This is a genomic window from Flavobacterium anhuiense, from assembly GCF_004151235.1.
GTDB classification, from domain to species: domain Bacteria; phylum Bacteroidota; class Bacteroidia; order Flavobacteriales; family Flavobacteriaceae; genus Flavobacterium; species Flavobacterium anhuiense_A.
Window position 1 is genome coordinate 524377 of the sequence record NZ_JUIV01000001.1, and the last position, 23615, is coordinate 547991.

The window sequence follows — 23615 nt, forward strand, 5'->3', positions numbered from 1 at the left end:
GTTTTTTAATTAATATCCAGGATTTTGCGGTAAGCCATCTGGATTGATATTTCTTTCGCTTTGCGGAATTGGATAAAGATTATTTCTTTCTGAAACGGAGTTTTTAGCCGTTACTTTTTTCACTTCTGTTACCAAAGTTCCCCAGCGAACCAAGTCGAACCAGCGCTGTCCTTCCTGAACAAATTCCTTTTTGCGCTCTTCCTGAATTGCAGCTCTAAAAGACGTCTGATTTAATCCCACTAAATCTATTGTTGGATCTGGAGTTGTAATGGCTTTTCCAAAAGCTCTTCTTCGCACTTGATTAATCAATTCATAAGCCTCTGAAGTCGGTCCGCCTTGTTCATTTATTGCTTCCGCTAAAGACAGAAGGATGTCGGCATAACGAATAACCGGAAAGTTGATTGCTACGTTTGAAGGTGTCGCCAGATTAGACAAATCCAAGTATTTTTTGAAGATAGGTTTTGGAAAAGTGTATAGCGTTCCCGTTGACGGATTAAGCAATTGTTTGGCATAACTTACATCTCTTCTTTTATCGCCAGGAGCATAAATATCATAAAACAAAGCGACGTCTGAAATAATATCTGCTGGTTCTGTTGCCGTAAATCCAGTAAAAGAAGTGGCCTGAAAAGTACTTCCGCTTGATCCATTTCCTGCCTGATTTGGCTCAAACTGGACAGAGAAAATATGCTCTTTTCCGTTCTTTTTTGTTTTAGTGAAAATATCTTGAAAATCTTCAAACAAAGCATATCCGTAACCTCCGTCAATTACTTCTCTAGCTTTTGCAATCGCGTTTGGCCAATCTTTTCTAGTCAGATACACTTTTGCCAAAATGGCTTTTGCTGCTCCTGATGTGGCACGTCCAGCATCTGCTGCCGTATAGGTTTTTGGAAGCGCTTCGGCATCTGTTAAATCTTTGATGATTTGGGTGTACACTTCCTCAACTGTAGAACGATTCGTTTTTAAATCTCCCAAATTGATAGATTTAGCTTCGTGCAAAACAATCGGGACTCCGCCCCAAAGACGAACTGCTTGAAAATAAAGCAATGCTCGGATGAATTTAGCTTCATTGATCAATCTGGTTTTGATAACTTCTGAACCTGAAACTTTCGGAATATTATCAATAGAAACATTTGCTCTGTTGATTCCGTTGTAAATTTGTCTCCATGCTACCTGAACACGATCATTTGTAGCATCGTGTGTTAAACTGCTCATGGCTCTAACTTGCGGGTTTGTAGCAGAAACTCCTGCAGCTGCGTAATCAGAACCCATATCGGTTAAGAAGTAAAGGTTTCGACCAAATAAACTTTGCTCACCTGGATCAAGGCTCAAAGAGGCATATACTGCAGTTACACTCGCTACTGCATCATCTTGAGTGATAAAGTAATTGTCTTCGGTTACAAAAGAGTTAGGTGTCACCTCAAGATCAGTGCACGATACCAATAGACTGGCACTTAAAAGGAATGTTATGATTATCTTTTTCATTATATATTTTTTTTACTTAGAAAGTTACGTTCAAGCCCGAGATGAATGTTTTGGAGTTTGGATAAGAACCAAAATCAATTCCCGGATATAAGTTGTTTTGTTCGTATGAACTTACCTCTGGATCATAGCCAGTGTATTTGGTCCATGTAATTAGGTTTTCTGCTGAGACGTAGATTTTTACACTTTTTGTTCCCAGTTTTTTAGAAACACTTTTAGGTAAAGTGTATCCTAATGTGATTAATTTTAATCGTAAGAAAGAAGCATCTTCCACGTAACGTTCAGAAACAATTCCTAAAGGAGAACTAGAAGCTCTCGGAATTTCATTACTCGGATTTGTTGGTGTCCATCGATCATTTAGAGTCGCCGCCGCATTGGTTCCAAGAGTAGAAATCTCCAATTGCTGATTTAAGGCATTAAAGATTTTTCCGCCATATGCACCTTGAAAAGAGAAATTTAAATCAAAATCATTGTATGAAACTGTATTACTGAAACTTCCAACAAATTTTGGTTGAGATGTGCCTAAATTGCCTTTGTCAAGAGCTGTAATTACGCCATCTCCGTTAGTATCAACATACTTTCTGTCACCCACTTTTGTATTGGCCAAACTGTTAATTTTTGGCTGAGTATTTACTTCTTCCTGAGTATGGAAAATTCCGTTGGTTCTATAACCCCAGAAAGTTCCTAATGGTAAACCTACTTTTACTGTGACAGGCTGCTGCTGCAATAAAGAACCGTTTGGCACTACTGGGAAAAACTGATCTACGCCATTTCCGATCTCAGTAACTTTATTTCGGTTAAGAGAAAATACAATATTGGAGTTCCAAGCGAAGTTTTCTGTTTTTATATTTTCCGTTGTTACACCAACTTCAAAACCTTTATTTTCAACTCCACCAATATTTTGAAGCACTGTGGCATATCCTGAACTCAACGGTACAGGAACGTTGATCAATAAATCTTTCGTCTTTTTATAATACACATCAAAAACAAAATTGATTCTTCGGTCTAATAATGATAAATCCAATCCAACATTATATTGATTTGTCTTTTCCCATTTCAAATCTGGATTTGCTAATCGGGTAGGAGCTAAACCTGTGTATAATGTTCCTCCAAAAGAATAGTTTACAGATCCCATTGAAGCCAAAGGAAGGTAGTTTCCAATTTCTTGGTTTCCTGTTGTTCCAGCTGTAATTCTTAGTTTTGCTTCGGTTACGCCTTTAATGTTATTGGCAAATTCTTCGTCGGTTATATTCCATGAGAATCCAGCAGAAGGAAAGTAGCCCCAAAGCGATTCTGAACCAAATCTAGAAGAACCGTCTGCACGTCCAGACAATGTAAAGTTGTATTTTCCTTTATAAGAATAATTGACTCTAGCCAGCCAAGATTTCAAAACACTTTCGTAAGCTTCACTGTATGGTTTTACCGCCACACCATCTTGAAGTGCATTGTAGGTATTGGCATCGTTAACAAAAGTCTGAGCTCCTGCATTCACAACCTCACCTTTTGTGTACTGAAGTGTGTAACCGCCTAGAGCAGAGAATTTGTGATCTTGACCAAAAGTAGTATTGTAAGTAAGCGTGTTTTCATTTAAAACAGAACTTACTAATCTTTCACCAATAGATGCCAAACCTTTTGTTCCTGCACCAGTAGTGGTATTAGAAGGCGCGTAATAGTTTTGTTTTGTATTTAAAACATCACCGCTCACGGCAACTTTAGCTGTTAATTCTTTATTGAATTTATATTCGCCAAACAAACTGGTTAGGATTCTATTCAATTTGGTTTCGTTCGTTGTATTTTCCAAATCATTAATCGGATTCGGAACATAACCATTTACAGAAGTTGCATAAGGATTGTTGGTTACATTATAACTTCCGTCTGCATTTTTTATAGGAACCACAGGAGCTGTCAAAACTACACTGACAAGCGGATTTGGGTTTCTACCAGCATTGGCGCCTCCATTTGTACCGACACCATTTGCAATGGAGTTCGTGTAATTGGCATTTACGCCAAATTTGAATTTTTGGGAATAATTTCGTTCGTAGTTAGCTCGAAGTGAAATACGCCTAAAATCGGAACCTAAAACGATACCATCCTGATCAAAATATCCTGCAGAAATAGCGTATCTCGATTTTTCGTCTCCACCCGAAAAAGATAAATTATGATTTTGAACAGGTGCTGCCGTTACAAATGCTGCCGACTGCCAATCGTAGTTTCCAGAAGTCTTCAAAGCCTCGATCTGTGCAGGAGAAAAAGAAGGAGCCTGACCAATACTCGCCTGAACGTCGTTTCTTAAACTTGCCCATTCGCTGGCATTCATCAATTTCAGTTTTTTTGAAATATTTTGGAAACCAAAATAGCCTTGGTACGAAATATTATCTTGTCCTTTTGTTCCCTTTTTCGTCGTAATAATTACAACTCCATTGGCACCTCTAGAACCATAAATTGCTGTTGCTGAGGCATCCTTAAGAACTTCAATAGATTCGATATCAGCAGGATTAATAGTAGAAAGCACATTGACACTCGCACCCGCATATGTTACTCCTGCGCTACTGTTACTATTATCGTTGTAAATTAAGATTCCGTCAACAACATAAAGCGGTTCATTACCAGCAGTAATAGAGTTTCCTCCGCGAATGCGAACACTAGAAGAAGCACCAGGACGGCCAGAACTTTGTGTAACTACAACTCCCGCTACAGCGCCCCTTAATAGATTATCTGCCGAAGAAGTTACCTGAGATAAATTGGCTTTTGGAACCGATGCCACAGAACCTGTAATGTCTTTTCTCTTTTGGGTTCCGTAACCTACAACTACCAATTCGTCTAGTTCTTGACGCTCTTCTTTAAGGTTAATAATGACTGGATTTTTCTCTACTATTATTTCGAGTTTTTTGTATCCGATGTAACTTACGATTAAGGTGTAAGGAAATTTTTGTCCAGTTTGAAAATAAAATTTTCCTTCTGCATCTGTGACAACACCGTGGGTTGTTCCTTTAATGGTAACCGAAGCACCTATAATAGGTTGATTTGTAATAGCATCAACAACGGTTCCGTCTAGTTTTGATTGAATAAGCGGGGTGGTATTCTGGGCATATATTCCTGCCGTTATGAAGAGTATAAACAGCAGTATGTGTATGTTTAACTTTTTTTTCATTTCTTTGTGTTGGTTTTAAGTAATTAACAAGACGCCCTGAGCACTGTTTATACAGCACTCTAAAAGTGTTCTTGATTTAGTGATAAATGTTCTTTAAGCCTTGCCATTTCTGTTGCCGCAGAAATGGCTTTTTTTATTTAAAGCAACAGGTTTGCATTGTTTTCATTTTAGTCTTTTTAATTGTTAGTTATTTAATTTGCAAATAAAATAGGTATGGTTTCAAGAGCCTTGCCCAATACAATTGAATGCATTGGATAGATTTCTTGGTTAAAATTCAATAAATATTTTTGGTGATATTTTTTATGTTTTGCTTCGATATGGATTCTAAAGGCAAACAAAGTAAGAATAGATAATTAACAACAGAAACACATATAACAAATAGTGCTATAAGTGTATTTTTTAGGAAGAATGTAACGCGATATGCTTTCTGTTGTTTTCACAATAATAGTTTTTTATGGTTTGAAATATTATTTTAAACTCTACTAATCCTATAGACAAAGTTAAATTTTATATAATAAAAACCAAAAGTTTGTTGACTTTTTTTTTGAAAAATATATGTTTGTAGAAGCGCTGTAAGAAGGATTTGTTTTACTTGCCCCTTATTTTAAAAGGTCTAACAAAGAATCTTATAATCAGATAAATGTTAAAATAAATTTTGTGCTCGAGTTAAAATTGTAGTATTTTATACTTATTTTTCAACTTGAAAACAAGGCTTCTAATAGAATTAAATGGCTTAAAAAGTATCAAAAGAGTCCCAAAAAACTCTTTTGATACGTATATCTAAAATCTAAATTTAAATTTCAAGTTGATTTTTAATAAATTAGAGTAATTTTATAGACATAAAAAGAAAATTAAAATTTTTTAATCAATCTACGAATAAATACTTATATTTGTTTTAAGTATTTGTACTTAGTTTTATAAGTAAGAGAAATGATAGAAGTAAAAGAAGCTTTAGAAATTGTCGCTGCAAACAGTTCTGTTTTGTCCACTCAGAAAATTTCTGTTCAAAAAGCGCTTGGATATGTTTTGGCAGAAACAATTTACTCGCCGATTTCAATGCCACCGTTTCGCCAATCGGCAATGGATGGTTATGCTTTTATTCATTCAAGAAGACATCAATTTGATGTGGTAGGAATTTCGCAGGCTGGCGATCATGCCAATGTAAAACTAAAAGAAAACCAAGCCGTACGCATATTTACAGGCGCATATGTCCCTAATGATGCAGATACTGTTGTAATGCAGGAACATGTAATGGTAAATGGGGATTCAATTTTGATTGCAAAAATGCCAGAGCCTTTTTCCAATGTTAGAATTAAAGGAGAACAGATTAATGCAGAGGATGTTGTTTTTGATGCTAATACCTTAATCACTCCAGCTGCCATCGGATTTCTAGCCTGTTTAGGAATTACAGAAATAACAGTTTATAAAAAACCGAAAGTGGCTATTTTGGTTACTGGAAACGAGCTTGTAAAACCGGGCAAGAAACTTCCTAAAGGAAAAATTTATGAGAGTAATTCGATAATGCTCCAAGCGGCTCTGCAAACCATCGGAATTAATAAAGTGAAAGTTCACACGGTAAAGGACAATTTGAAAGCAACGAAAAAAGCATTGCAGCCAATACTTAAAAAGAATGATATCGTACTAATATCTGGCGGAATTTCTGTTGGAGATTTTGATTTTGTAAAAGAAGCTTTGCTGAAAAATGGAGTCGAAGAGCTTTTTTACAAGATTAATCAGAAACCTGGAAAGCCGATGTTTTTTGGTTCTAAAAAAGATACTTTAGTTTTTGCATTGCCAGGAAATCCAGCTTCGTCATTGACTAATTTTTATATTTATGTATATCCTGCAGTTAAAAATAAAATGGGATTCTCAAATACCCATTTACCAAAAATTGTTCGAAAATTAGAAAACGACATAGTCAATGACACGGGAAAAACACTTTTTTTAAAAGCATTATATAATGAAACAAGTGTTGCAATTTTAGAAGGACAAGCCTCTTCAATGTTAAATTCTTTTGCTATTGCAAATGGTTTGGTAATCGTGCCGCAGGATGTTGAAAATATTAAAAAAGGCGAGTCGGTAACGATTCTCCCAATCGATTAAAGTTCTTAAGAGAATAAATTTTACGGCAAAAAGCAAAAAGCACTATATAAATAAAAACACATAGCAAAAAAACGATTAAACAGTTAACCAAATAAACGATTAAACATAAAATATGAGTCTCCTAAATTCAGAAAACATACTATTATTCAGTTTCGCATTAATTGTAATTGCGTTTTTATATTCAAGTGTTGGACATGGAGGAGCTTCGGGATATTTGGCCTTGATGAGCATTTTTGCTTTTCCGGTTTCGATTATGAAACCATCGGCTTTACTGCTGAATTTATTTGTATCCAGTATTTCGTTTTTGTTTTATTATAAAAATAATTATTTCAAGCCCAAGCTGTTTTATCCGTTTGCGATTGCTTCGATTCCCGCAGCTTTTATAGGAGGTTTTATCACTTTAGATAATGCGATTTATAAAATAATTCTCGGAATTGTATTGGTTTTTGCAGCGTTGAGGTTGTTTGGAGTATTTAATTTTAAAGAAAAAGAAGAAGTAAAAATAAATCTTCCATTTGCTCTGGCAATTGGTTTTGCCATCGGATTATTATCTGGAATGTTAGGAATTGGCGGCGGAATTATCTTAAGTCCGATCCTGTTATTTTTAGGATGGGCGTCAGTAAAAGAATCAGCTGCGATTTCGAGTTTGTTCATTTTTGTGAATTCGTTCGCAGGAATGTTAGGATTTTTTTTAGGAGGAAAAACAATTCCAATGGAAAGTTTTTATCTTGTTCCAATTGCAGTTGTAGGAGGAATGCTGGGAGGATTTTACGGAAGCGGATCTTTCTCCAACAGAACATTAAAAATGGTTTTAGGAACTGTAATTTTAATGGCAAGCGTGAAATTGATTTTTCCATGATAATGATATGGTTTTGCCACAGATTTAACAGATTAAAAGGATTTTTTTTGCCACGAATTACACGAATTTCAGTTACATATTTTAAAAAAATAATTTGTGAAAATTTGTGTAATTCGTGGTAAAAAAATCAACACAAAGCATTTAAGGAAATCTTTTTAATCCTTTTAATCTGTGGCAAGAATAGACAAAAGAAACCTGAAATAAGAAAACTATGAAAACACTAACAGTATTTATTCTTTGCGGAGGAAAAAGCTCCAGAATGCAGTCAGAAAAAGGATTGGTTTTGTTTCAGGAAAAACCATTCATTGAGCATATCATTCAGGCAATTTTGCCCATTACAAACCATATAAAATTAATCACGACTTCTAAAGAATACGATTATCTGTCGTATGAGAAAATACCAGATTTAGTTGAAGATAAAGGTCCGTTGGGTGGAATTTATACTGCATTATCACATTCAGAAACCGAATTCAATCTGATTTTAAGTTGTGATATTCCGTTGATTTCAACTGAATTATTGCAGGAATTAATTTCAAAACATACAAGTGAGGCTGGAATTACAGTTTTTGCTTCCGAAAGTAAAACACATCCATTAATCGGAATTTATTCTAAAGAAATTGTTCCAATTATAAAAAAAGCGATTGATTCAGATGAATTGAAAATGATGGATCTTCTTGCGAAAGTGCCGCATCAGATTATCAATATAGAAGAAAGTGAAAACTTTTATTTGACGAATATTAATTCGGCAGACGAATTAGACGATTTGAATATCAATTTAAGTTAAGGATTATGCAAAGCTTAAAAACACCCAAATTGACAATCGTAGGCGCGGGCCCAGGCGATGTTGAATTGATTACGATGAAAGCCATAAAAGCTTTAAAAAGTGCCGATGTAGTTTTGTATGATGCTTTGGTAAACGAAGAATTGTTAGAGTATGCATCGAATGCAGAAATTGTTTTTGTTGGAAAACGATTAGGATGCCATGCTTACACACAAGATCAAATTAACGATTTGATTGTTTCTATGGCAAAAACTCATGGACATGTGGTTCGTTTAAAAGGTGGTGATCCGTTTGTTTTTGGAAGAGGAAGTGAAGAAATCGAATTTGCAGAAGATTTCGGAATTGAAACGGCTATTGTCCCTGGAATTTCATCTGCTTTAGGAGTTCCCGCTTCGGTTGGAATCAGTTTGACACAGCGTAAAGTAGCCGAAAGTTTCTGGGTTATTACAGGAACAACTTCAGACCATAAATTGTCAAAAGACATTCAATTGGCATCAAAATCAGCAGCAACGGTTGTTATTTTAATGGGAATGCATAAATTGGATGAAATCATTTCGATTTATCAAGAAAACAGAAATGATGATTTACCAATTGCCATTATTCAAAACGGAACAAAAAATTCAGAGCAAAAAGTAATTGGAACTATCAATACAATCACTAAATTGGTATCTGAAAAAAACATATCATCGCCGGCGATTATTGTGATCGGCGAAGTCGTAAGAAATACATCAAGTTGGATTTCGTATTTTCAGGAACACTTTGATGACGAATTTATTTTTCAGAATTTAAATTTATAAAAATGATTGAGGTTAAATATTTTGGAGCTGTTGCCGAAAAGACAAAATGTGAATTCGAAAAATTATCTTTTTCAGAAGAATTATCATTGCAAAAACTATTGCAGGATTTAAACGAAAAATATGAATTCGAATCGTTGACTTTCAGCGTAGCAGTCAATCAGAAAATAGTTCCCAAAGCTGTAGATTATGCACTGCAGACCAATGATATTGTAGCTTTATTACCGCCGTTTGCTGGAGGATAAATTATGAGTACAGATAAACGATATAACCGACAAATTATTCTTTCGGAAATAGGAGAAGAAGGCCAGCAGAAATTAGCAACAACAAAAGTTTTGGTAATTGGTGCTGGAGGTTTAGGCGCTGCAATTTTGCCATATCTGGCTTCTGCAGGAGTCGGAGAAATTGGAATTGCAGATCATGATGTTATTGAAATTTCGAATCTTCAGAGACAAGTAATTTATAAAACTGATGCTATCGGAAAATCAAAAGCAAAAGAAGCAAAAGCAATGATTGCTGAATTGAATCCTTTGGTTAAAGTAAAAGCAATTTCTGAAAAAGTATCTGGAAAAAATGCCATTTCGTTATTTGAAAAATATGATATTATTGTTGATGCAACAGACAATATTGCAATCAAATATTTAATAAACGATGCCTGTTTGGTAACTAATAAGCCAATGGTTTACGGTTCAATTTTCAGATTTCAGGGACAAGTTTCGGTTTTCAATTATCAGAATGGCCCAACATATAGATGTCTATATCCCGATGAAAATTTAAATGCACTAAATTGTGAAGAAGCCGGAGTATTAGGAGTTTCGGTTGGAATTATCGGAATGTTTCAGGCAAATGAAGTTTTAAAAATGATTCTCGGAATTGGAAACGTTTTAAGTGGAAAAATATTGGTTTATAATACGCTGAATAACGAACAGCAAAAGTACGATTTCGAGAAAAGTGATATTCAAACCATTACCAGAGAAGCATTTGAAGAAAAATACAATAAATGTGAAGTTGAAGAAGTAAGTTTTGAATTGGTTTTGAATGAAATGGATAATGATGAGGTTCTTTTTCTCGATGTTCGAAATGTAGATGAATCTCCAAAAATCAGTATAAAAAATCAAATTCAGATTCCGTTGATGCATTTGGAAAATGAAATTGAAAAACTGAATAAAAATCAAAAAGTCTATGTTTTCTGCCAATCTGGAATTAGGAGCAAAATTGCATTCGAATTGCTTCAAAAGCATCGATTTAAAAATATAAAAAGCATTGCTGGCGGAGCTTTAGCAATGAAGCAATTATTAAAAGAGGAAATAAAAATATAGCCGCAAATTAGAATTTTAAGTTAGATTGTCACCCTGAGCGGAGTCGAAGGGCATTCCAATTGAACGTGGGCTTCGACTCCGCTCAGCCTGACAAAAACTAGTGTAAATCATTGTAATTCGTGAATTCGTGGCTATAAAAAAAATAAAAAATGAGTAAAAATGTATTTGTAGAAGGACCAATTTCTCCCGAATTTATCGCAGAATCGATTGCCAAACATCAATCGAAACACACAATCGGGGCACATAACATCTTTCTAGGGCAAGTCCGTGCCGATGTTATTCACGATAATACAGTCGTGGCCATTGATTATTCTGCCTATAAAGACATGGCAAATGAAGCGTTATACGCCATTAGAGAAAAAGCTTTCGCTAAATTTGATTTAACCTGCATGCACATTTATCACAGTTTGGGCGTTGTAAAAGCAGGCGAGATCTGTTTGTTTGTTTTTGTTTCGGCAACAAGGCGCAAACAAGTGTATGAAGCCACGGAAGCCATCGTTAATTGGATAAAAACCGATGTGCCGATTTTTGGCAAAGAAATGTTTGAAAATGATACATTCACTTGGAAACAAAATACCTAAGAAATTATAATGGTAGATATTACGCATAAAATAAGCACTTTAAGAGTCGCAACCGCAACCGCAATTGTAAAAGTTAGCAAACAAGAAACAATTGATGCCATTGTGAATAATTTAGTGCCAAAAGGAAACGTGTTTGAAATGGCAAAAACTGCTGGGTTATTTGCGGTAAAAAATACGCATTTGTCCATTCCAGATTGTCATCCGCTTCCAATTGAGTTTACTTCGGTTGAATATCAAATCGAAGGATTGGAGATTCACATTATTTTCAAGGTAAAAACGGTTTACAAAACAGGAGTTGAGGTTGAAACGATGCACGGCGCATCTATCGTAGCACTAACAATGTACGACATGCTGAAACCAATTGATAAAGAAATTGAGATTTCAACAATAAAATTAATCAATAAAGAAGGCGGAAAATCGTCTTTCAAAAATAAATTTCCGAATGCGATAAAAGCGGCGGTTTTTGTTTGCTCCGATTCGATTTTTGCTGGCGATAAAGAAGATCGTTCAGGAAAAACAATTGTAGAAAAACTGGATTCTTACGGAGTTGAAACTTCTCATTATGAAATCATTCCAGATGAATTGGATATTATTCAAGAAAAGACAAAAGCTTTCGCTAAAGAAAATCAGCTGGTAATCTTTACAGGCGGAACTGGTTTGTCTCCAAGAGACGTAACGCCTGAAGCTTTAGAACCGATTTTAGAAAGCAGAATTGCAGGAATCGAAGAAGCCATTCGCAGTTACGGACAGCAAAGGATGCCGTATGCCATGCTTTCCAGGAGTGTTGCCGGAACTTTAGGTAAAAGCCTAGTTTTGGCATTACCGGGTTCAACAAACGGAGTAAGAGAATCTATGGATGCTGTTTTTCCGCACGTAATGCACGTTTTTCATATTTTAAAAGGAAAAAACCATGACAGCCTCTAACACAATTTTGACGGACGGTTTCGGGCGCAAGCATAATTATTTGCGCATTTCGCTGTTGGAAAAATGCAATCTGCGTTGTACGTATTGCATGCCAGCAGATGGAATCGCATTATCTCCAAAAGCCAGCTTAATGACGGCAGATGAGATTTTTGCCATTGCTCAGACTTTCGTAAAAAATGGTGTTGACAAAATCAGGTTAACAGGCGGAGAGCCTTTATTGAGAAAGGATTTTCCTGAAATTGTTTCCAGATTATCGACTTTAGATGTTTCACTTTCAATAACAACAAACGGAATTTTAATAGATCGTTGCATAGACGTTTTAAAGCAATTTAGTGTCAAAAAAATCAATTTGAGTTTAGATACTTTAGTTTCATCTAAATTTCATACGATAACGCTTAGAAATCAGTTTGAGAAAGTGATTGATAATCTGCATTTGCTCCTAAATAATGATTTTCAAGTAAAAGTAAATGTAGTTTTGATTAAAGGTTTTAATGATAATGAAATTGTCGATTTTGTAAAATTGACCCAATTTCTGCCTATTTCTGTTCGTTTTATTGAGTTTATGCCGTTTGCTGGAAACGAGTGGGACAGGAGTAAAATGGTTTCGCAGAAAGAAATCTTATCTTTAGTAGAAACTGATTTTTCTTTAGACAACATTCAAAAACTGGAAGACGAAAAAAACTTTACTTCAAGGAATTATAAAATAAACGGTTTTCAAGGTGATTTTGGAATTATCAGTTCTATTACAAATCCGTTTTGCGATAGCTGTAATAGAATCCGCTTGACGGCTGACGGAAAAATAAAAAATTGCCTTTTCTCCAATTCAGAAACTGATTTGTTGACTGCTTTTAGAAATGGAGAATCCATAACAGATTTGATTTCAGAATCGATTCAAAATAAAAAGAAAGTCCGCGCTGGAATGTCGACAGTAAATGAGATTAATGATCCTACTCTTCATTCAGATAATCGTAGTATGATCGCAATTGGAGGGTAAATTAATTATTAATTGTCTGGCTGAGCGAAGTCGAAGCCTAATTCGCAATGACTCGTTGGAACGTAAAAAAGGTTTGACTAAAAGTCAAACCTTTCTCATAACTATTTTTTCTTTTTAGCTTTAGCTTTTTTCTGAGCCTTTGCTTTCTTTTCAAGTTTCTTGGCTTTCGCTTTTGCTTTCTCTTTTTTAGCCTTTTCTTTTTTCTTCTCAGCTGCTTTTAGTTTTGCTTTTTTAGCTTTTTCTAATTTTTTAATAACAGCTTTAATCGCTTTTTCTCTTTTCTTTTCTTTTTCTTTTTTGGCTTTAAGTTTAGCTTTCAGCTTCGATTTTATATCGTTTTTTTCTTTTCCAATTTTTTCAACAGTTACAACAGGTTTGTTTTCTTCAAAAGGTACTGGAATGTCATTGGTTTTAATTTCTACGATTTCAGAAACAATAGGTGCTGTTTTTGCAGGTGCTGTTGCCACTTTTTTTACAGTTGCCAATGGAGTCGTTTTAGAAGCAGCTCTTACAGGAGTTTTTGCGGCAGGTTTTACAGTAGCAACGGGTGCTTTTGTAGTTGTTGATTTCGCAGCAGGCGATTTTGTAGTAGCAGTTTTTGTAGAAGAAGTCTTAGAAGCTGATGGTTTTACAGCCGTTCGAGTAGTTCTTCTAATTGTTGTCTTAGTTTCTGGTTGTATTTCTGTAGTGCTTTCTACAGCTGTTTCTGCTGGAATATCGGTAACTTTTTCAACAGAAGATTGTGTTGTTCTTTTTATCATAACTGTATTTTTTTATTGAATAAATCGATGTTAACTAAATGGTTTTAAAGCTTTTGAAGTATGCAGCTTTACCATAAATTCTTAGTTAAGCTAAATATACGCAATTTTTGGATACATAAATTATAGAACTTATTAATTTTCAATAGTTTCCAAAATCCTAAAATTGCTTTTTGGCGCTTCGCAAAGAGAACAGCAATACGTTTCTGGGAGATTTTCAAACAAAAGGCCTTTTGGAATACCTTGCGTTTCATCTCCATATTCAGAATTATAAAGCGTTAAACATTCTTGACATTGGTAAATATCCTGCTGTGGTTTTTCTTTTTTCTGTTGCTTTTCAGTAGTCTCAGATGCTGTATTTCCTAGTTCTTCAAAATATTTTCGGCTTAATTCAATTAAAATGGTTGGCAGTTCGAGTTTGTCAATATCTTGCGAATGCACAATGTATTCACGTGTATTTGGGTCGAAATTCTTCGCAAACAAAACGTTATAAGTATCTCTGATTTTAATAGATTCCAAGTCTTTTGGAAGTTCATTTTTTTCGATGACAATCGAAGTAAAATAATGCCCGTCGCGATTGTATTCTGAAATTCCGAAATTCAGTCCGTAAGTACTGATATCAAATTGATCTAAGGTTCGAACCAAGAAAGTTTTAAGATTCAATGCCCATTCCATTGCAACGGGTAAATGCCAATTCAATTCTAATAAAGAATGGCGAACGTTGATTCCTCTTTTTCCTAAAAACTTTTCCCACTCCAGTTTTCTATCTTTCGGAATTCCTTTTATAATGAAGGATTTCCAAGGCGTGATACAGATTTTCCCAATTTTGCATTCAAAACACAAATCACACATTTCTTTTAAGAAATCTAAATCGTAAAGATTGTTTCGCCAATACAATCCCAACCAATATTGATCGATTCCCATTCTATTCATTCCTTCGTAATACGGAAATGGATAAAATGGAATATTTAATGGCTTGTCAATCGTTCGGTTATTGGTATCTAAAGCTTCGCTAACTAAAGCAAAAAGCGTTTCTATATCTGCTGAATCTTCTTCTGCAATTTTTTCGATTTCATAATAAATCTTAGCCAAATCCCAACTGTAAAGCAAAACAGGATAAACTTCCATTTTCTCCCATTTCGTAAGACGAATGTACAAATACCAATAATCTTCGTGTTCTGAAGCAATGAAATTCAAATGTCCTGTAAACAAAGGAACCAATTGCTGTTTCGGGTCGGTTATATTGACTTTTAGTTTAGGCTGTTCTTTGAATTCTTCTAAAATATAGAGAAAACGATTTCCAGTCAGCCAATTGGTATTTCTGAAAATATCAGTCGAAACATAAGACGAAACAATATTATTCCCGCTTTTCTGATCTGGATAAACAAAGTGATGTTTCCCTAAAGTAGTTTTATCCAAAGATTTGAACCCTTTTGGAAAAATAATATCCTGTCTAGAACCAAACGAAATGGAATCCAGCCCTTCTTCCAAAGCGATATTTACAACTTCTCGTAATTCTCCCGGCGAAATAACGCCTCCTTTTACTATTAATCTTGTTAGTTCCATTTTGTTTCTTTTGTTTCAGGTTTTCTTTGTTTCAGGTTTTTTACAAGGTTTGTCAGGCTGAGCGGAGTCGAAGCCCAATTCCAATTGGAGCGCCCTTCGACTCCACTCAGGGTGAAATTGCGTTGTTTCAAGTTTCAGGTTTTTGGGCTGTGTTGATTTTAACGCAGAGTTCACAAAGTTTTTTCGCAAAGGTTTTTAAGGTTTACATTCTTTATCATAAATTGTTTTCTATCGAAAAAGTTCACAAAGCTTGACTAAAATCTATTCTCAAAGCTTTGCGAACTTTGTCTACTCATTAAGAATCTATCAAATAAACTTTGCGCTCTTTTCGGTAAAATTTATGTTCAAAGTAAAGCAACAAAACTCATTTACACTTTGCCAATATTTCCTTAACCTCCGTTTTACAGCTTCCGCAACCCAATCCTGCGCCTGTATTTTTGCATAATTCTGTAAAATCGTTTACGCCACTTTTAATGGTTTCTTCAATGTTTCCAGCTCCGACTTGACTGCACGAACAGACTAATTTTCCTAAAACCGGTTTTGCATTAGAACTTCCTCTCAAAAGCGTATTTCGTTTGTCTGATAATTCGATTTTGCTTTCAATCATCGTTTTGAATTCGGCAAACTCATTTTTATCGCCCATCAAAATAGCGCCGACCAAAAGATCGTCTTTTACGATACATTTTTTATAATAACGTTTTTTCAAATCGGCAAAAACAATTTCTTCGTACGAATCATCATTTTCTGGAATTGTAATATCTCCAATACTGCAAAGGTTGATATCTTCTAATTTTAGAATGTTCATCAAAATCGAACCTTTGTAATAGCTGCTAATATCGCCCGCAAGAAAATTAGCCAAAATATCTGCCTGTTCTTCGGCGGCAGAAGTGATTCCGAATAATTTATTGTCAAATTCTGCTATTTCTCCAATCGCAAAAATATCTGGATTTGAAGTCTGTAAATACTGATTGACTTTTACGCCTCGTCCACATGAAAGTCCACTTTCACGAGCAATTTCAATATTCGGAATCGTTCCAATTGTATAAACGATGGCATTTGCCGTTATGATTTTGCCACTTTTTAATGCAATTTCAATTTCGTTTGGATTGTCAGTTTCAAAAACGGTGCTGACTTCATTATCAAAATAAATCTGAATATCGCGAAGCTGAACTTCTTCGGCTAATAATTTGCTTGAAATTCGATCCAGTTGACGCTCCATCAAACGTGATGCTCTTTGAACAATCGTAGTTTTTACTTTTTTATGTTTTAAAGCTGCAGCTAATTCCAATCCCAATAATCCGCCACCAATAATGACAACATGCTGTTCTTCTGGTGGAAGATTTGTTTTGTCTAAATGTTTTTTCAAACGGTCAGCGTCTTCCTTTCTTCTTACGGTGAAACGGCTAGGAAGATGAAGTTGTGCATTTTCCGGAACAAAGGGACGGCTTCCGGTTGCTAGAATCAACGAATCAAAAGTGTGGATTTCGCCTTGACTGTCAACAATTGTTTTTTGTTTTGGATCTAATTTTTCAATTGCAACTCCCGCTTTTATGGTAATTTTTAGTTTATTGAAAGCTTCGCCATCTTTTACTTTTAAAAGTTGTTCCCAGCTAAATTCTCCCGTCATGTATTCAGGAAGCAAAACACGATTGTAAAATGGATTTACCTCATTCGAAAAAACAATAATTTCATCAGTAGAATTGAACTCACGATAGTTTTGAATGAATCGGAATGAAGCTGCTCCCGCGCCGACAATGGCAATTTTCTGAAATGGTTTTATATATTTTTTAATCGAAACGGTCGTGAACTTAAAATCGGGTTCTTTTGAAATTGGATCTACAACAGTATTCGTTAAATTATTGGTTCGGTTTAAATCATTTTCGAGTTGTTTTCCCCAATGCATGGGCAGAAAAAGAACTTTTTCTTTGATTGCGTCCGTCACTTTCGCTTTTACACGAACTTCTCCGTTTTTGCTTGCAACGACCACAATGTCACCATTTTTAATATCATTTTTAAAAGCATCAATTGGATTTATTTCTAAAACCGGACTCGGAATATGTGTTAACAAGCGCGATACTTTTCCGGTTTTCGTCATTGTATGCCATTGATCGCGAATTCTTCCTGTTGTTAAAATAAAAGGGAATTCGGCGTTTGGCTGAACCGACGTGTTTTCAATAGAAACAGGCAGATTAAAAATTGCTTTTCCAGATGGAGTATAGAATTTTTTATCAGTAAACAGCCTCGACGTTCCTGGATGATTATAATCTGGAACTGGCCATTGAAAAGTGCCTTCGGTTTTTAAACGGTTATAATTTAAGAATGAAATATCAATATTGGTATTTTTGGTAAGTGCGCAATGTTCTTTGTAGATTTCTTCGGCACTGTTGAAATTGAATCCGTTGAAATTCATTTTTTTAGCAAAACGAATCAAGATTTCAATATCAGGAAGTGCTTCGCCAGGTGCATTTATTCCTTTTGGCAAATAAGAAATGCGACGTTCCGAATTGGTCATAGTTCCTTCTTTTTCAAGCCAACCAGCGGCAGGCAATAATAAATCGGCAAATTTGGCTGTATCAGCATTATGCGAAATGTCCTGAACGACTACAAATTTGGCATTTTGAAGCGCTTTTTCGGCTCTTCTAGAATCGGGCAAACTCACCAATGGATTCGTACAAATAATCCAAACCGCTTTCATTTTTCCAGATTCTAGAGCTTCAAACATTTCTGTTGCCGTTAAACCTGGTTTATCTGAAATCTCATCAACGCCCCAAAAGTCTGCAACTTCTTTGCGATGCGTTGGATTGGCAATGTCTTTATGTGCTGCCAAAAGCGTTGCCATACCGCCAACTTCGCGTCCGCCCATAGCATTTGGCTGACCTGTTAATGAAAAGGGACCAGAACCCGGTTTTCCAACTTGCCCTGTTAATAAAGATAAATTCAGCAATGCTGTATTCTTATCAACGCCAACAGCGCTTTGATTGAGTCCCATTGCCCAAAGCGAAATAAATCCTTTTGCTTTCCCAATAATATCGGCAGCAAGTTTAATGTCGTTTACGGAAATCCCGCAAAGTTTAGAAGCTTTTTCAAGAGAAGTGCCTAAAACTAAATCTTTGTATGGTTTGAAATTTTCAGCGTGATTTTTAACGAAATCATGATCTACATAACCTTTTTCGATAATGCGTCTGGCGATAGCATGATATAAAATAATATCTGAACCTGGAATAATCTGCAAATGCAAATCGGCGAAAGCGGCAGTATCGGTTCGTCTTGGATCGATACAGATTATTTTAGTTTTCGGATTTTTCTCTTTGTGTTTTTCTAATCTTCTAAAAAGAATAGGGTGGCACCAAGCGGGATTTGCGCCTGTAATTAAAAACGTGTCTGCCAATTCAATATCATCATAAGCAATCGGTACAGAATCTTCTCCAAAAGTCTTTTTATAACCCACAACTGCAGAGCTCATGCAGAGTCTGGAATTAGTATCTATATTGTTGGTTTTCAAAAAACCTTTTACCAATTTGTTGACTAAGTAATATTCTTCAGTCAAACATTGTCCCGAAATATAAAATCCAACGCTGTCTGGGCCGTGTTTTTTTATGATAGAAGAAAAAACAGCAGCGGCACGATCCAAAGCGGTATCCCAACTCACTCGCTCAAGCGGATAGGATTTGTTTCCGCGCATTTCAGGATACAGAATTCGGTCAGACGTATCATTAACTACGTAGTGCAAGTTCATTCCTTTAGAACATAACATTCCTTTGTTTACAGGATGATCTTTATCGCCTTCTACCATCACGCCATTTTTAGCATCGTTGGTTACAATTATACCACAGCCAACGCCACAGTAGGAACAGGTAGTTTTGATCTTCGTAGTTTGCATTACGTTTCGTTTTTAAATAAATCACTTACTTAAGTCGAAACAAAAATAAGTATTTTTTAAGTATTAATACTTAATTTTTGATTTATTTTTTTACTTTTGATAAAAAGAAATGAGGAACAACAAATTAGTTTTTAATTGCTAAAAATGAGAACTCATGAAAGAAGAACAAGCTGTATGTTATTCCTGTACAAATGAGAATTGTTTCATCAAGAAACACTTGTATTTGGAGCAGATGACAAGTTATATTTCTAAAAAACAAAACATTATCTGCAAAAAATCGGATCAGTTTATAACGGAAGGTTCGCCTTTGCAAGGCCTTTATTTTATTCGCAAGGGAAAAGTTAAAACGGTAAAAACAGGAATTAACGGTCGTGAACAAATAGTGAGATTAACCACGAATGGCGATATAATAGGTTTCCGAGGATTTGGAACAAGTAAGAAATACTTAATTGGGGCTTATGCGCTTGAAGATACGGTTTTGTGCAATTTTAGCAACGAAACCATGCGCGAAATTTTGCAGCATGTTCCAGAGTTTACTTATGATTTAATGTTGTTTTATGCCGAGGAATTAAATAAAAGCGAGAATAATATTCGAAAGATTGCTCACATGAACGTCCGCGAACGTGTGATTGATTTACTGCTTTATATTCATCGCAAATTTGGACAAAGGAATGGTTTGATTGATATTGAGCTTTCGCGAAAGGAAATTGCAGATTTTGCTGGAACGACTGAAGAACAAGCCATTCGAATCTTATCAAGCCTGAAAAAAGAATCTCTGATTAAGACAGAAGGAAAGCGAGTTGGGATTTTGGAAGTTTCAACCTTGCGAGCTGAAATTATGGAGCACAAATATTTTTGATTTGAGACTCTAAGTTGCTAAGATTCTAAGATGCTAAGGTTTTGATTTGTGAGATTATTGTAGAGGCGCACTGCAGTGCGTCTCCACGTAGAAGTGTTTCATTTTGGAATAGATTTTTAAGGTTTTCTAACACATAGAAACATAGAATTTGAAATCTGTCGAAAAAGATTATTTTAAAAATCTAGATTTTTACACATAGCTATGTGTATTTATGAAAGTGAAACGCCTTTAAGCGCATTGGAATCTATGTTTCTATGTGTTAAAATTATTACGTACAAATATTTATTTTTTTCTTCCCACAAATCGGATTACAGAACCCGTTCCGTTATGAAATAAACCTTCGTTGAGTTCGATTTCTTTTTCTTCCAATTCAATGATTTCATAATTTGGAAAATCAGCTTTAATTTCTTCGATTGAAAAAAGAGATTCGATATCTTTTGGCCCACCAACTTTTTCGTTTTTGGTTACATATTCTAAATGTTTTTTGCTGAAAGCTTCAAAAATAATAATGCCGTCTTTTTTTAATAAAATATTCAGCTGTTTATGAATATCCGACTTAATTTCTGCTGGAAAATGGGCGTAAATTAAGGCAATGGCATCAAATTGATTTTCTTCAAAATCTAAAGTTTCTAATTCTCCAACCTGATAATCAATCGAAACATTGTTTGCTTCAGCAAGTTTTAATGCCTTATTTCTTCCTTCTTCACTAATATCAAAGGCGGAAACATTCCAGCCTAGTTTTGAGGTAAAAATGGCATTTCGTCCTTCGCCTTCAGCGGGAAAAAGAATGGTGCCTGTTTGTAGTTTTTCAATTTGTTCTTTTAAGTAATTGTTGGGTTCTTCTCCGTATGCAAATTCTTCGGTTTTGTAACGGTCGTCCCAACGTTGAGTCCAAGTGTTGTTCATGGTTAATGTATTGAATTTAATTATTAAAGGTTTATGATCACTGAGCATTGTCCAATCTTTGTAAGCACCGACTTCAACACTTTCTAAAACTTCGATAAAATCATTTGAAGCAAAGCAATAATCCATATGATACGGCTTGTTTTCGTGTCGATACATATACAAAGTTGGATGTGCTTCTTTCCCCTGAATTTGATTGAAGTATTTGTGATACGTGCTGAAAATATTCTTTTCGGCTAATTTATTTACTACCGTTGTGTGATTTCCTTCGCGTCGTGGTTTGTCCCAAATGGTATTGCTGTTGAAATCGCCAATTAAAATGGTTTTGGTTTCTTTGATTAGATTTTCGTAATAATTAATCGCTTTCCAAATCTGAGTAACATAAGCGCCATCTTTGTCTGCAGGATTATTTGCCCAAATAGCGAATAGCATAAAATCAGCTTTTCCGCCGGTAACGGCTATTGGTAGAATATTTTTGAAATCAGGATTATGACAATCTAATAATTGAAACCGATAATTGCTATAAGAGAAAACGCCAAGACCTTTATTTGGATTTGTTCCGAACCAAAGAATATCTTTTGGGGTTTGTATTTCGGTTGGAAATTTTAATTTTTCAGGATTTTCACACTCAGAAATTACAGCAATATCAGGATTATGAGCCAGAATGAATTCTGCTTTTTTTCTGAATGCCATGTTGCAATTCCAAGCGATGATTTTCATTTAAAAATTAAATTATTTCTCACTCAAATATAATGATTAAGGAGAAGAATATTTTTGTGATTTATCAAAAAAAATACCCTTTCTCAAAAACAGAAAAAGGGCAGTTTATATATTTAGATTTCTTTAATCTTAACCAACAAATTTTGTTTCACCACTATTAATGTCAATTTCAGCAAAATTATGTTTTCCGATCACGATAAGCAGTTTGTTTGAGTTATAACCAACATATCTAATTTCAGGTTCGCCTTTTTTAGGTTTTCCGCAGATCGAAATTACATTGGTTTGCCATTTCAGTTTTTTTCTTTTGTAGGCAGAAATGGTCTGTAGATCATTTTCAACATAATACACTATGTTGTTTTTTCTGATTCCTCTTTTTTGCGTTTTGGCAAAATTAATTTCTGAGTTTTTCGAAATTAAGGCATCATCGTATTTTTGGGCAATACCTGTTTGCGTGACAATAAAAGTCAGCAATGACAATTTTAGAAATGGTTTCATTAGGATAGAATTGGGGGTTCATAATCACTTCAAATATAAATAATTATACATATAATCCACACTATTGTGAAATAAAAAAAACACCCTTTTTCAGAAATAGGAAAAGGGTAAAATATTTAGGTTAATTTTTAAGAAAAATTATTTTTTCCAGCTAAAAATTCTTGGATTAACAGAAATCATTAACCAAGCCCAATTGTTGGTGTGATTTGCATCTCCGTTTTTGATAAATTCCATCGTTTTAGAACCAAACATTTGAGAATAACCACCTGTTACCGTGATGTCTTTTTTGAAATTATAGCCAAAACTCGCATCAATTTCAGTTCCTAAATACGAATCTAATTTTTCATTTGCAGGCGTAACAACATCAGCAGCTGCTAAAAATACATGTGGCATCAAAGCAAACTGCCATTTGTTTATATTGTAATTCAATTTTATAAAAGCATCTTGCAAACCAACATTGTTTAAGTGATTTCCAACATAAAAATAATCCATGTAACCGTTAAATCCGTGGTTGGTTCCAAAAATCGGGTTGAAAGATTTAATTACCGTACTTCCGTCATTTGTTGCTTTTCCTGATAAAAACTCGTATCCTAAACCGGCTTTAAAAGAATCGGTTACGCTGTAATTAAAGTTTGCTGCAGCATTCCAAGCGCTTACTTGCAGATCGGTGCTTTTTCCAGTTTGTCCATATAGCCAAAAGTTACTATCTATTTTGCTTGTTTTGTAAGTAAGATAAGGTCCAAAAGTCTGCTTGTAATCAACTAAAAGTTTTGCATCTGCATTTGCATATTCGTAACCAGTGTTAAGCAATAAGAAACTTAAACCCAAATCAGTGCTAAACTGGTTGTGATACCAAGCATATTGCATTGCTTTATAATTGGCAACAGTATAAGGTGTTTGAAAAGTGTTTTCAGCAGTTGAATTATAGGCTCCTCCAAAATCTAATTTTTGCTTTTCAGTCTGATAGGTAATTGTAAGTGCATCGTGGCTTTGAGCTTGCTGCGCCCAATCCATTTCACCCAAAATACGCTGATTGTCATAAGAAAGAACTTGACGTCCCATTCTAGCGCTCCATTTTTCGGTAAAATTATATTGTGCCCAAGCTTCAAAAACTGCTACGCCATTTTTATCGGCAACGGTTGCAGTAGGTACATCACCCCATGTTCTGGTATTTTGAAAAGTTAATTTTACAATTAAATCATCTTGTTTGAAATTAATGTTTAAACGCGAACGCTGAGAAATTTGAGAAGTTCCCTTTTGACCTTCAGGAAGAAGGGTTTTGTAACCGTTGCGATATTCAAAACGTGGCCTAATTTGTAGATTTACGTCTAATTCTTGTGCCTGTAAGGCAACAGTAGATCCTAGAAGTAACAGGAAAATAATTCTGATTTGTTTCATGGGTGATATTTTTTCAGGCATAAATTTATAAGAAAAAGCCATTTTTTCTAT

General features: G+C 35.0%; 18 protein-coding genes. 10 read left to right on the forward strand and 8 right to left on the reverse strand.

Going from position 1 to position 23615, the window contains the following annotated elements; translation table 11 throughout:
* Window positions 1-9: 9 nt before the first annotated feature.
* Entirely contained in the window at window positions 10-1482 is a 1473-nt protein-coding gene (locus NU08_RS02225; protein ID WP_129745661.1) for a RagB/SusD family nutrient uptake outer membrane protein, read from the reverse strand.
* A gap of 16 nt (window positions 1483-1498) precedes the next feature.
* Window positions 1499-4630, reverse strand: coding sequence for a SusC/RagA family TonB-linked outer membrane protein (locus tag NU08_RS02230; RefSeq protein ID WP_129745662.1), 3132 nt, complete (start codon window positions 4628-4630; stop codon window positions 1499-1501).
* Between the two features lie 930 nt (window positions 4631-5560).
* On the opposite strand from NU08_RS02230, the gene glp reads away from it, so the two are divergent.
* The 9 genes from glp (at window position 5561) to moaA (ending at window position 12985) form a co-directional block, all read left to right on the forward strand.
* A complete protein-coding gene (glp, locus tag NU08_RS02235) occupies window positions 5561-6733 on the forward strand; it encodes a gephyrin-like molybdotransferase Glp (protein ID WP_129745663.1) in 1173 nt (390 codons plus the stop codon).
* Between the two features lie 112 nt (window positions 6734-6845).
* Complete coding sequence (locus NU08_RS02240) at window positions 6846-7592, forward strand: sulfite exporter TauE/SafE family protein (RefSeq protein WP_129745664.1); 747 nt, start codon at window positions 6846-6848, stop codon at window positions 7590-7592.
* Between the two features lie 211 nt (window positions 7593-7803).
* Entirely contained in the window at window positions 7804-8376 is a 573-nt protein-coding gene (locus NU08_RS02245) for a molybdenum cofactor guanylyltransferase (RefSeq protein ID WP_129745665.1), read from the forward strand.
* Window positions 8377-8381: 5 nt separating this feature from the next.
* Complete coding sequence (cobA, locus tag NU08_RS02250; RefSeq protein WP_129745666.1) at window positions 8382-9170, forward strand: uroporphyrinogen-III C-methyltransferase; 789 nt, start codon at window positions 8382-8384, stop codon at window positions 9168-9170.
* Window positions 9171-9172: 2 nt separating this feature from the next.
* A complete protein-coding gene (locus tag NU08_RS02255; RefSeq protein ID WP_129745667.1) occupies window positions 9173-9412 on the forward strand; it encodes a MoaD/ThiS family protein in 240 nt (79 codons plus the stop codon).
* Window positions 9413-9415: 3 nt separating this feature from the next.
* Entirely contained in the window at window positions 9416-10486 is a 1071-nt protein-coding gene (moeB, locus tag NU08_RS02260) for a HesA/MoeB/ThiF family protein (protein ID WP_129745668.1), read from the forward strand.
* Window positions 10487-10635: 149 nt separating this feature from the next.
* A complete protein-coding gene (locus NU08_RS02265; protein WP_066034044.1) occupies window positions 10636-11067 on the forward strand; it encodes a molybdenum cofactor biosynthesis protein MoaE in 432 nt (143 codons plus the stop codon).
* A gap of 9 nt (window positions 11068-11076) precedes the next feature.
* Window positions 11077-11991 (forward strand): bifunctional molybdenum cofactor biosynthesis protein MoaC/MoaB, encoded by a 915-nt coding sequence (gene moaCB / locus NU08_RS02270; protein ID WP_129745669.1) that lies wholly within the window; start codon window positions 11077-11079, stop codon window positions 11989-11991.
* Window positions 11978-12985 carry a GTP 3',8-cyclase MoaA gene (moaA, locus tag NU08_RS02275; protein WP_129745670.1) on the forward strand — a complete coding sequence of 336 codons (1008 nt, stop codon included), beginning with the start codon at window positions 11978-11980 and terminating at the stop codon, window positions 12983-12985. Before moaCB ends, moaA begins: the two co-directional genes overlap by 14 nt.
* Before the next feature lie 101 nt (window positions 12986-13086).
* Here moaA and NU08_RS02280 read toward each other — a convergent pair whose 3' ends face one another.
* From NU08_RS02280 to NU08_RS02290, 3 genes are all read right to left on the reverse strand, one after another.
* Window positions 13087-13746: a hypothetical protein gene (locus NU08_RS02280; RefSeq protein WP_129745671.1), complete on the reverse strand. Its 660-nt coding sequence runs from the start codon at window positions 13744-13746 to the stop codon at window positions 13087-13089.
* A 132-nt stretch (window positions 13747-13878) separates the two neighbouring features.
* Entirely contained in the window at window positions 13879-15309 is a 1431-nt protein-coding gene (locus NU08_RS02285; protein WP_129745672.1) for a rubredoxin, read from the reverse strand.
* Between the two features lie 364 nt (window positions 15310-15673).
* Window positions 15674-19189, reverse strand: coding sequence for a nitrate reductase (locus tag NU08_RS02290; RefSeq protein ID WP_129745673.1), 3516 nt, complete (start codon window positions 19187-19189; stop codon window positions 15674-15676).
* A 154-nt stretch (window positions 19190-19343) separates the two neighbouring features.
* Between NU08_RS02290 and NU08_RS02295 the strand changes: the two genes are divergently transcribed.
* Window positions 19344-20048, forward strand: a complete 705-nt coding sequence (locus tag NU08_RS02295; protein WP_129745674.1) for a Crp/Fnr family transcriptional regulator — start codon at window positions 19344-19346, stop codon at window positions 20046-20048.
* Between the two features lie 282 nt (window positions 20049-20330).
* On the opposite strand, the gene NU08_RS02300 is transcribed toward NU08_RS02295, so the two are convergent.
* The 3 genes from NU08_RS02300 to NU08_RS02315 all read right to left on the reverse strand — a co-directional run bounded on the left by NU08_RS02300 (window position 20331) and on the right by NU08_RS02315 (window position 23564).
* Window positions 20331-20954, reverse strand: a complete 624-nt coding sequence (locus tag NU08_RS02300) for a class I SAM-dependent methyltransferase (protein ID WP_129745767.1) — start codon at window positions 20952-20954, stop codon at window positions 20331-20333.
* Between the two features lie 846 nt (window positions 20955-21800).
* Window positions 21801-22166, reverse strand: coding sequence for a hypothetical protein (locus NU08_RS02310; RefSeq protein ID WP_129745675.1), 366 nt, complete (start codon window positions 22164-22166; stop codon window positions 21801-21803).
* 138 nt (window positions 22167-22304) lie between these two features.
* The gene (locus NU08_RS02315; protein ID WP_129745676.1) at window positions 22305-23564 is read right to left on the reverse strand and encodes an alginate export family protein; all 1260 of its coding nucleotides are present in this window, start codon (window positions 23562-23564) and stop codon (window positions 22305-22307) included.
* Between the last annotated feature and the right edge of the window lie 51 nt (window positions 23565-23615).